Origin of the sequence: Tannerella sp. (genome assembly GCF_052170195.1) — a bacterium.
In the GTDB taxonomy this organism is placed as follows: domain Bacteria; phylum Bacteroidota; class Bacteroidia; order Bacteroidales; family Tannerellaceae; genus Tannerella.
Map to the genome: position 1 here is coordinate 1 of NZ_JBQNAZ010000065.1, position 9550 is coordinate 9550.

General features: G+C 47.5%; 8 protein-coding genes and 1 tRNA gene. 3 read left to right on the forward strand and 6 right to left on the reverse strand.

Annotated elements, in window-relative coordinates:
• Positions 1-405: 405 nt before the first annotated feature.
• The 3 genes from ACTTKA_RS11470 to ACTTKA_RS11480 are packed head-to-tail and all read right to left on the reverse strand — an operon-like array spanning position 406 to position 4375.
• Positions 406-1350, reverse strand: a complete 945-nt coding sequence (locus ACTTKA_RS11470) for an NAD(P)H-dependent flavin oxidoreductase (protein ID WP_442725134.1) — start codon at positions 1348-1350, stop codon at positions 406-408.
• Between the two features lie 35 nt (positions 1351-1385).
• On the reverse strand, positions 1386-3041 hold the full coding sequence (locus ACTTKA_RS11475) for an MFS transporter (RefSeq protein WP_442725135.1): 1656 nt from the start codon (positions 3039-3041) through the stop codon (positions 1386-1388).
• Between the two features lie 23 nt (positions 3042-3064).
• The gene (locus ACTTKA_RS11480; protein WP_442725136.1) at positions 3065-4375 is read right to left on the reverse strand and encodes a bifunctional folylpolyglutamate synthase/dihydrofolate synthase; all 1311 of its coding nucleotides are present in this window, start codon (positions 4373-4375) and stop codon (positions 3065-3067) included.
• Between the two features lie 231 nt (positions 4376-4606).
• Between ACTTKA_RS11480 and ACTTKA_RS11485 the strand changes: the two genes are divergently transcribed.
• From ACTTKA_RS11485 to ACTTKA_RS11495, 3 genes are read left to right on the forward strand one after another with little or no spacing between them, the layout of a single operon-like run.
• Positions 4607-5935, forward strand: coding sequence for a PhoH family protein (locus ACTTKA_RS11485; protein WP_442725137.1), 1329 nt, complete (start codon positions 4607-4609; stop codon positions 5933-5935).
• Positions 5936-5986: 51 nt separating this feature from the next.
• Positions 5987-6985 (forward strand): Gfo/Idh/MocA family protein, encoded by a 999-nt coding sequence (locus ACTTKA_RS11490; RefSeq protein ID WP_442725138.1) that lies wholly within the window; start codon positions 5987-5989, stop codon positions 6983-6985.
• Position 6986: 1 nt separating this feature from the next.
• Positions 6987-7874, forward strand: a complete 888-nt coding sequence (locus ACTTKA_RS11495; RefSeq protein WP_442725139.1) for a cation diffusion facilitator family transporter — start codon at positions 6987-6989, stop codon at positions 7872-7874.
• Between the two features lie 14 nt (positions 7875-7888).
• On the opposite strand, the gene queC is transcribed toward ACTTKA_RS11495, so the two are convergent.
• From queC to ACTTKA_RS11510, 3 genes are all read right to left on the reverse strand, one after another.
• Positions 7889-8575 (reverse strand): 7-cyano-7-deazaguanine synthase QueC, encoded by a 687-nt coding sequence (queC, locus tag ACTTKA_RS11500; RefSeq protein ID WP_442725141.1) that lies wholly within the window; start codon positions 8573-8575, stop codon positions 7889-7891.
• Positions 8576-8583: 8 nt separating this feature from the next.
• Positions 8584-9282, reverse strand: a complete 699-nt coding sequence (locus ACTTKA_RS11505) for a queuosine precursor transporter (RefSeq protein WP_442725140.1) — start codon at positions 9280-9282, stop codon at positions 8584-8586.
• Positions 9283-9350: 68 nt separating this feature from the next.
• Positions 9351-9425, reverse strand: a tRNA-OTHER gene (locus tag ACTTKA_RS11510).
• Between the last annotated feature and the right edge of the window lie 125 nt (positions 9426-9550).

The window sequence follows — 9550 nt, forward strand, 5'->3', positions numbered from 1 at the left end:
CTCGTCACGCCGATGGTACTGCTATATTGTGGGAGAGTAGGTAGCCGCCGTTTTTCAGGTATTATTTTTTTGAGAAGGAGCATTTTCTGAAAAGAGAATGCTCTTTTTTTTGTATATATACCGACTCATGCCGTAGCCTAAAAGCCGGGCGAAAAAGCCGCAAAAACACTTGCGTCCGTATGCAGCAAAATTTATATACGGGAGAAAATAAATTTACATCCGTATGTAAGTTTACGTGCATCCGTATGTAATGAAATTTATATACGGACAAAAATTTTCGCGCATCCGTATGTACGTAAAATCCGAGCGGAACAGCCGGTGATATCCACACAAATAACGCTCCGCCGCAAATCAAAAAAATGATTTGCGGCGGAGCGTTGATAGTTACAAGTTGCAGAGGGGAAATCAGAATCTTATTTCCGTGAGTCCTTCGATTGCAGTATTATATTCGGCAATCATTTGGGCAATGATTTGTCCGGCCGGTTCGACCGTCCGTATCATGGATGCTGCTTGCCCGATTTCCAGTTCACCTTCGTCCAGTTCACCTTCGAAGATACCTCGTTTGGCACGTCCCCGTCCGAGAAGTTGGGCCATTTCTTCGGCTGAGGCGCCGGCATTTTCGGCCTGTTCCACCTGACGGTAAAATTCGTTCTTGATCAGGCGTGTGGGAGAAAGTTTCTTGAGCGAGAGTATGGTATCTCCCTCGTCGAGTGTAATACATTTCTGCTTGAATTGCTCATGCGCAGAACTTTCTTCCGAAAGGGCAAAGCGTGTTCCTACCTGTACGCCTTCTGCGCCTAATGCCATCGCAGCAAGCATCCCCCGTCCCGAAGCGATACCTCCGGCAGCGATCAGCGGCAGTGAGATAGCGCGACGTACTTGCGGGATGAGCGTGAGGGTTGTCGTTTCTTCACGTCCATTATGTCCTCCTGCTTCAAAGCCTTCGGCTACTACAGCATCGCACCCGGCTTCTTCACATTTACGTGCAAAAGCAGTACTGCTGACTACGTGTACGACTTTGATTCCGTTTTTCTGCAACAAAGGCGTCCATTTCTTCGGACTTCCAGCCGAGGTAAACACGATCTTTACCTTCTCACGCAAAATGATTTCGATGATACGATCCATTTCGGGATAGAGAAGGGGGACATTGATTCCCCATGGTTTATCCGTGGCCTGATGCATCTTCCGAATATGCTCTTCGAGCGTTTCCGGATGCATCGAACCGGCACCCAGCAGCCCGAGTCCTCCGTTGTTGCTCACGGCCGAGGCCAAACGCCAGCCGCTGCACCATACCATACCGCCCGAAATAATCGGATATCGGATTCCGAAAAGTTCTGTTATTCTGTTCATCGCTCACTCTTTTGTATGCAAATAATCCATTCAAATCAGCCGGTAATATTCGGCTTTTCCAATCCGTATCCTTTCCGTTTGTCTTCGATCTTAAGCCAGAAACCCATAACGAGTGCCAAAATGCCCAGCGAAGCCAACATCATGAGCGGATTCGTATAGTTATAAGAGACGGAGGCTACTTCGGGAGCTATAGTCCCGTCCGCCAGCTGCTGCACGATTTCGGGATTCGAGGCATTCAGTACTTTACCGATCAGTAGCGGGAAAAGCCATAATCCAATGTTCTGAATCCAGAAAATCAGGGCGTATGCCGATCCGATTACTTTGCTGTCGACCAACTTGGGCACACTGGGCCACAAGGCGGCAGGAACCAGAGAGAAAGAGGAACCGAGTACAAGAATCGTTACGAATGCCAGTGCGATACCACCGATGTTGTTCCCTTTGAACTGGGGTAAAACGAATGCAAAAGTCAGGTGACAAATGATCAGAAGGATGGAGCCAAGCATTAACATCGTGGCTGCTTTTCCTTTGTTATCTACATATTTACCCAAGATAGGCGTGATTCCTACTGCCAGCAGCGGGAATACGGCAAAGATCGACTCGGCCGATTGACGTTCGTAGGACATGTAACAGAAGATAATCAGGAAGATGATTGAGGTAGCAAGCAAAGCTCCTTTCATAAGTCCTTTTTTGAAGTTGCTGATGAATGATGTCGCCGCAACAACCAGCATCACGAAATATTGAATAAAGGCCACTTGGTCCGATGCCCAGAATGAAGACGGGTGAGGGGCCACAAAATCGATGTTGCATTGAAGCATATTCACGGCATACTTCTGAAATGGGAAGATGGCCGAATAATATAGCACACAAAGTAATGCCACGAGCCAGAAGACGCCGCTCGACAGAATTTTACCGAGATCACGTATTCTGAACGGATCGTCTTTCTCTTCTTCTTCGCCGGTTTGTGCATCCAGTTTTTTGTCCATAAAGAAGTAGACGATAAACATCATCAAAGCAATTAACAACAAGATGACTCCGAATGCGGCAGACCGTGAAACATCAGTGATACCGTGCATTTTCGCAAACACAGGCGAAAAAATCATACAAGTGGCAACCCCCAAACGGGCTAAAGCCATTTCAGAACCCATGGCCATGGCCATCTCACGCCCCTTGAACCATTTCACGATCCCCCTTGAAACCGTGATACCGGCCATCTCCACCCCGCAGCCGAAAACCATGAATCCGATGGCTGCAAACTTGGCTGACGCCGGCATTCCTTTATAAAAGGGTGAAACCCCTAACTCGTCGAATAAAGGAATATAATTCAGATGCTCAGTAAACCACGTTTCCAATTCCGAGCCTCTGAACATTTCGGTAATGGCATACCAGTTGATCGTTGCGCCGATAAGCATTACCAGACCCGATAAGAGTGCCGTGAAACGAACCCCCATTTTATCCAGAATAATTCCTGCTATAATGAGGAAGAAGATAAAGACATTGAGGAACGTTTCTGAACCCGCATAAGTACCGAAAGCATCGGAATCCCAGCCGCGTGTCGATTCTAATAAGTCTTTAATGGGGGAAAGGATGTCCATGAAAATGTATGAACAGAACATCGCAAAAGCTAAAAACATCAGGGCAGTCCAACGTACCCATTCTTTATCCCTTAAAAGGGGTTGATTTTTTTCAGTCATAAGAATTTATTAGTTTGTTTGATTTATTTTCGTTGAATATTAGGAAACAGAAGCAGTGCATCGGCTACGACGAACGTGCTGCCTCCGATAAAAATGAGGTCTTCTTTACGAGCCTCTTCGGTTGCGGCGCGTACAGCCTCGTGCACAGTCGGGTAAGTTGTTCCGTACAACCCGTATTTGAGGGCCTTTTGAGCAAGCTCTTCTTCCGGAAGCGCTCTCTTGACAGAGGCTTGGGTAAAGTAATACGATGCTTGCTTGGGCATCATGCTCAAGACACCGTCCACGTCTTTATCGCTTGCCATGCCGATGACGAGATGCAGGCGCGGATGATGTTCAAAGGCCTCGCTAAGCAGTTGGCCGAGGTTCTCCCATGCACCGATATTGTGTCCCGTATCACAAATGACTTTCGGCTCATTTTGGACCGTTTGCCAACGTCCCATCAAGCCTGTTTCTTCCACGACTTTGGCGAAGCCAATAGCAATCGAGTTCGGGTGTAGCTTTACTCTCTGTTCTTTGAGTACACGAATAGCCGTCAGAACAGTTTGAGCGTTTTCTTTTTGGAACGATCCGCTTAGTTCACCATTGATTTTACCGAAATCGAACGATTCGAACTGCCATTTGCCATCGGGCATCAATTGTGCGGATCGCAAAGGGGCTTCGTCGGAGGCAAAGTAGATTTGCGCTCTCGATAACTTCGCCTTATTGATGAATACTTGTCGGACGCCTGTGCTGGAGGTATTGCCAACCACAACCGGTATGTAGGGCTTGATAATGCCTGCCTTCTCTTCGGCAATCCTCTCCGGAGTATCACCCAGAAACTGCATGTGATCCATGCTGATGTTGGTAATGATGCTCATGATAGGTGTCACGATATTGGTGCTGTCCAGCCGTCCGCCCAAGCCTGCTTCGATGATGGCAAAGTCTACTTTTTTATGTTTGAAATAGTCGAAGGCCATAGCCGAAGTCAATTCGAAGAACGATGGATTAATCGATTCGATCAGCCCGCGGTGGCTTTCGACAAAATCAACCACGTACTGCCGTGGGATTTTTTTCCCGTTCACCCTTATCCGTTCACAAAAATCAGTCAGATGAGGTGAGGTATATAATCCCACTTTGTATTTCGACGTCCTCAAAATCGCCGCCAGCAAATGGGATACAGAACCTTTTCCGTTTGTTCCTGCCACATGGATGATCCGATAGTTGCGGTGCGGACATCTCAACGCATCGTCCAGCGCAATGGCACGATCGAGACCGGGCTTGTAAGCCGCTCCCCCGATATCCTGAAAGGAAGGGGTCCGCTCGTAAAGATATTGAAGTATTTCTTCGTATTTCATAGTTTCAATTAGCGCGTAAATATAAAGACTTATTTACGATTGGAACAAAAATAAAGGCTAAAAAAATGATAAATTGCTTGATTTTGTTTTGTTTTTCTCTACAAAAGAAGTTCTAAAGATGCGTTTTAGTGCATTTTAGACTTATTTTTTTCTTTTTTATCATGCTTGTTTCCTGAAAAAGTCGTTAATTAGCGACCGAATTAATAACATCATGATTAAAACATCAAAGCTATGGGAGTAAAGAAAAATTTTGTATTAGATACGAATGTGATTCTTCACGATTATAAATGTATCGAACATTTTCAGGAAAACGACATTTATCTTCCGATCGTCGTGCTCGAAGAATTGGACAAATTCAAAAAGGGGAGCAGTCAGTTGAATTACAATGCGCGGGAATTTGTGCGTGAGTTGGACCGGTTGACTTCCAACGATCTGTTTCTGAAAGGCGCGTCGCTGGGTGAGGAAAAAGGTATGCTTTATGTCGTGACGGGCGATAAGTATCAGGATAAGATTGCCGCCTCGTTTCCGGATCGTATCCCCGATCACCGTATTCTCTCCTGTGCCTACACGGTCGCTTCGGGACATCCCGACATGAAAACGATTCTGGTGACTAAAGATATCAATATGCGCATGAAAGCGCGTGCGCTCGGCATTGCTGTTGAAGATTATATCACGGATAAGGTAAAGAACACGGATCTGTTTAAAGATACTCAGGATACGTATGAAAATGTGAATCCCGACCTGATCGATCAGCTATATTCATCGTTCGACGGGGTCGATGTTTCGCAGTTCGATTTTACCGATACGTTACAGCCGAACGCTTGTTTTATCATGAAAAGCTCCCGCAGCTCGGTGTTGGCACGGTACAATCCGTTTACGGAGAGGATTAAGAAGGTCGATAAAGGTGCGAGAAATTATGGCATTCAACCGCGTAACGCCGAGCAGAGCTTCGCTTTTGAAGTTTTGAACGATCCGAACATTAAATTAGTAGGGATTACGGGTAAGGCCGGTACGGGTAAGACACTTCTGGCGCTTGCTTCGGCGCTGCATCAGATGCAGAGTTACAAGCAGATTCTTTTGGCTCGTCCAATTGTATCGCTGGCTAATAAAGATATCGGTTTTCTTCCGGGTACCGAAAAAGAGAAGGTGGCGCCTTATATGCAACCGTTGTTCGACAACCTGAATGTGATCAAATCACAATTTTCGCCATCGGCGAAAGAAGTGCGTCAACTCGAAGAATTACAAAAAGAGGAACGGTTGGTGATTGAGGCGCTGGCATTTATTCGCGGGCGCAGTCTCTCCGAAACATTCTGCATCGTCGATGAGGCGCAAAACCTGACACCGCACGAAATCAAAACTATCGTGACGCGCACGGGCGAAGGAACAAAGATGGTTTTTACCGGCGATATTCAGCAGATCGACTCTCCTTATCTTGATGCGCAAAGCAACGGATTGGCCTATATGATTGACAAGATGCGCGGACAGAGTTTGTTTGCTCATATTAATCTGGTGAAGGGTGAACGAAGCGAATTGGCGGAGTTGGCGTCAGATCTGCTCTGATTAGTTTGAATACTTAAGATCGAATACTTATTTATGTCATGTAAAAAGCAAATGATGATCCCGTTACGGACAGCCGTTGTAGGCTTTGGTTTTATGGGTAAGACGCATGCTGCGAATATTCTTCGGAGCGATGTGATGACGTTGTCTGCCATTGTCGATCGTTCGCCGGATGCGATAGGACAGGCAATAGCCGGCAATCTGGATACCGGTTCGTTCGATCCGAAGGCGTTGTCGTCCGTTCGGCAGTATACCGACTGGGAAGAATGTTTGGAGAAAGAGGGGCTTGATCTGGCGTATATTTGTGTGCATACTTCGAAGCATTGCGAGATGGCGATGAAAGCCCTTCGCAAAGGGTTGCATGTCTTCATTGAAAAACCGTTCGTGCTTGATGTCGCGGAAGGAGAAGCATTGATCGAAGAGGCACGTCGACAGCAGCGGAAGATCGGCGTAGCCCATGTCGTACGCTTTATGCCGGCTTACGTCCGGCTGATGGAGTTATATCATGAAGAAATGTATGGTGCGCTAAAGTTCCTTTCTCTTACGCGTTTTTCCGGTATTCCGCATTGGGGTGAATGGGAGAAACGCCGTCAGGATTTCGGTTCTTCGGGAGGAGCGCTGTTTGATTTGTTGATTCACGATATTGATTATGTGTATTATCTGCTGGGAAAACCTGATCGTATCGAGTCGCGCTGCCTGCCGGGAGCCTTGAGTCTTCATGATTATGTGTCTGCTTTCTGGCATTATGAAGGAAGGGATCGGATGGTGGAAGTTGAAGGAGGCAACACCTTTCATGCCCGGCTTCCATTTGAGGCCGGTTTCAGGGCTGTGTTCGAAAGAGCTTCCGTGACATGGTCGTCAGGAAACGCGCGGGAGTTGTATGTGGCGGATGATGTCTCGCTACAAACGATCGCTTTGCCCGATGCCGGCGAAGGTTATCGTGACGAAGGAACCTATTTCGCACGATGTATACTGAATGACACATATCCCGAGACATGTAGCGCGGAATCATCGCTCGAAACGGTTCGTCTGTGTCATCAGCATATCCGGTAAGATGTCGAGGGAGAAAGAACTGAAAAATATTACGGTATGGAGTTTCATCGGTAACTTCGTATTGCTGGTGTTTAAGTTCGTAGCCGGCCTCTGCGGGCGTAGCAGTGCGATGTTGGCCGATGCCGTTCATTCATTGTCCGACTTTGCCACAGATATTGTTGTCTTTATCTGTATCCATTTATCTTCAAAACCGATAGACGATGATCATGATTACGGACATGGAAAGTATGAGACATTGGCAACGTCGGTGATCGGAGTGGTATTACTGTTCGTAGGTGTGGGTATTTTTTGGAGTGGGGCAAGTAAAATCTATGGATTTTACGTATTGGGCGAACCGATCGTTTCACCGGGAAAAATCGCGTTGATCGCGGCGCTGGTTTCGATTCTGGTCAAGGAATCGTTGTTTCAGGTGACTGCTGCGGTGGGGAGGCGTTACGAAAGTCAGACGGTTCTTGCTAACGCTTGGCATCATCGCTCGGATGCTTTTTCGTCTGTCGCGACAGCATCAGGTATCGCCGGGGCGATTTGGCTCAGAGACAGTTGGACGATCCTCGATCCCCTTGCTGCCGTCATCGTAAGCGTGCTAGTTGTGAAGGTTGCTATCAAATTGACCGTTCCGGCTGTTAATGACTTGTTGGAGAAATCACTGCCTGAAGAGGTCGAGACCGAAATTCTGGACACCATCGGAGCGGTGGACAAGGTGCAAGACCCTCATCATCTACAAACGCGGAGGATCGGGAACGATTACGCTATCGAGGCGCATATTCGTGTGGATGGGAAGATGACGGTCGATGAAGCGCACGAAATCATGAGCCGGGTCGAACGGAGGTTACGTGAAAAATACGGACAGGGAACGCATATCACGCTTCACGTTGAGCCGGTGAAATAACCTTCGAAAACTTTTTAGCAAGGTCGTTGGAGGGAAAAAGATTCCTTATTTTTTTCTCTGTGATATTTTTCCAGTCCTTCGCGTCTCAGCCGGCAGGCAGGGCATTCGCCGCAGCCGTCTCCCACGATGCCGTTGTAGCAAGTGAGTGTCTCGCGCCGTATCAGGTCGAAGACGCCCAGTTCATCGGCAAGCTCCCACACGCCCGCTTTATCGAGCCACATCAGTGGGGTATGGATGACGAACGATTTGTCCATTGCCAAATTTAGCGTCACATTGAGCGATTTAACAAATGCATCCCGACAGTCGGGATACCCGCTGAAATCGGTCTGCGACACGCCCGTCACCAGATGACGGATGGCGTGTTCGCTCGCATAGACGGCCGCGATACTGAGGAAAAACAAATTCCGGCCGGGGACGAACGTATTCGGAACGCTGTCCGTCGGTTTTTCTTTATCCATCGTCAGCGTAGGATCGGTCAAGGCGTTTCTGCCCAGACCACCGACGAACGAAACGTCCATCACCTCACATTCTACCGAGGCCTGACGAGTTATTTCGCGTGCCACATCGACTTCGGCGCGATGCTTCTGACCGTAGAGAAACGTTAACGCCCGTACTTCTTTAAAATGCTTTTTCGCCCAATAAAGGCACGTCGTCGAATCTTGTCCGCCGCTAAAGACGACCAGCGCTGTCTCGTCCTTCATCATGACGATTAAATTTCATTTACTTTCAATACATTGTACGAAACGTTCTCATCATATACGTCGGAACCGTCTACCTTTTTGATATATTTTACGACACGGATGGTAACGGGAAGGATGATGATTTCGTAGAGTGTTTTGAGTATGGCCTGTACAATAATCATCTTCAGCAGTTCGTTAACAGGCATCAATCCTCCGAATGCGATGGGGAAAAAGAGGATCGAATCCGCGCTTTCTCCTGCCAGCGTCGATAAGACGGCGCGATAAGAGAAATGTTTACCTTGCGAAGCGATTTTCATACGACTCATTACGTAGGCATTCAGGAACGAACCGACGAGGAAAGCGAGCAGACTGGCTGCTACGATACGCGGCGCAAGTCCGAATACGAAGTTAAACGCTTCTTCTCCTTCCCAGAAAGGGGCGCCGGGCAACTGAATAGCCAACTGGCTGATACCGACGACGAGGAAGTTCATCGCGAACCCCATCCAGATAATCAGACGCGCTTTACGATAGCCCCATACTTCGGCGATACAGTCATTGATGATGTACGAAATCGGAAACACGAGCAGCCCCGCGGTGACGGAGATCGAACCGAAGCCAGGGATCACCCCGAGTTGAATCAGTTTGGTTTCCAAAAAATTTGACGCTACGAGGCATACGCAGAAAAGGATGCCGAGCATCATAAACGATACAGATACTTTATTCTTCATATTCTTGTTTTTTACGTGGTGTTCAAGCACACGGTCGCAGCAATTGCGCGACAAACCACTGTTTTTTGTGAAGCATACGAGAGTTGAACCCGCTCCTTTTCGGTTTCCTGACCGAATGCTCTGTCCCCATAAGCTAATGCTCCTCCGCATCATCCTTTTCCGGAAAAATGCGGCCGCAAAGGTACGATTTATTTTCACACAAACGCGTTCGGACTTTTATTTTTCAAGTTCGTTAGTTAAAACTATGCACTTTCAGTGCAAGGCTTTA